3 protein-coding genes are annotated in these 1,090 nt (G+C 32.1%); all 3 read left to right on the top strand.

Annotated features, from left to right (window positions below; all coding sequences use genetic code 11):
- Positions 1-4 precede the first annotated feature (4 nt).
- Positions 5-406 carry a hypothetical protein gene (locus U881_RS0102425; protein WP_024653125.1) on the top strand — a complete coding sequence of 134 codons (402 nt, stop codon included), beginning with the start codon at positions 5-7 and terminating at the stop codon, positions 404-406.
- Complete coding sequence (locus U881_RS10560; protein WP_051374028.1) at positions 403-708, top strand: hypothetical protein; 306 nt, start codon at positions 403-405, stop codon at positions 706-708. The genes U881_RS0102425 and U881_RS10560 overlap by 4 nt, the downstream gene beginning before the upstream one ends.
- A gap of 23 nt (positions 709-731) precedes the next feature.
- The coding region (locus U881_RS10555) for a hypothetical protein (protein WP_038363459.1) at positions 732-1,090 on the top strand (359 nt) is incomplete at its 3' end.

Raw genomic sequence — 1,090 nt, 5'->3', positions numbered from 1 at the left:
TTATGTGAGTAAACATTATTTTAGCATGTTGAAGAAGTCTATTTTTGAGGAAGTAAAGAGTTTTATTGGAGTTAGGATAAAACAAAAGAGTGTTACTTCTCTTAAATCTCAAGTTCCAGGTCGTTTGAGTGAAATAACTAGTATCGAAACTAATGAAACTGATTCTGGATTTGACATTAAGGTTAAAGTTGGTTCTCCGTTAGCTGAGATGTTAGATTCAGGAGAAGTGTACAATTCAGGTTTTACACAGCCCAGCTTAGCAAAGATCAAGTCTTGGGCTTCTTATAAAGGACTTGCTGATATGGCTGTTCCTATATGGATCAGTCTTAAGAAGAATGATATTAAGAAGAAATATACAAACTGGAAAGAGAATCTTTATGACAAAGTAAAGGATTTACTCAGATGAAATTTATTGAACAATTTGTTTACACATTTAAGAAGGATTTAAAAGCTTATTTTTTTGCACATAAGTTAGCAACAACACAAATCTATTATAAGTCTGAGGTGTATTCTTGTACAGATCTAAAGCTTCCGGTTGTGGTATTTACGATTAAGAGTATAGGAGAAGTTGTACAGAAATGTAGGCGATATTCTTTTGCAGTGTGTCTTGATCTTGTAATCTATACGGAATGTCAAGATCGTCCAATGCTTGGAATTGAAATTGCAAGTTTATTGGTAAATTTCCTTACATTAAAGTATTCTTTATAGTCATTTAATTAGTTAATGTTAATTTGTCTGGAAGAGTTGAGTTGCCTTATATTTCAGATTATATTAGCAAGAATGGTGATTTTGATAATGGGATTACTGATGGCAGTGCCTTCATAATCCTTGAAGGTGTAAATTATGGTTTGATTGAGTCGATCAAATCTATTCAGATTGAGTTACTCCAACAATTAACTAAAAATTCGATTAAAGAAGTTGATCCTACAAGAGTTCTGGAAGTTACTAACAGACAAATGGATTTTGTAAAAAAAATCTGGAAAGAGAATGTAGTAGGATTTGTTGATTTGTTCGATCAAGATGGAAATCTGATAACCAAAGAGATGGTAGAGAAAGATGCTGTGCTTTTACAGGATATGCTTTCTAATTT

It is taken from the genome of Borrelia persica No12 (assembly GCF_000500045.1).
GTDB classification, from domain to species: Bacteria; Spirochaetota; Spirochaetia; order Borreliales; family Borreliaceae; genus Borrelia; species Borrelia persica.
This window is presented reverse-complemented; position numbering and strand designations above follow the sequence as displayed.

Excerpts from the sequence above, each read along its gene's own strand:
- U881_RS10560 (WP_051374028.1), top strand. The coding sequence starts at position 403 with ATGAAATTTATTGAACAATTTGTTTACACATTTAAGAAGGATTTAAAA.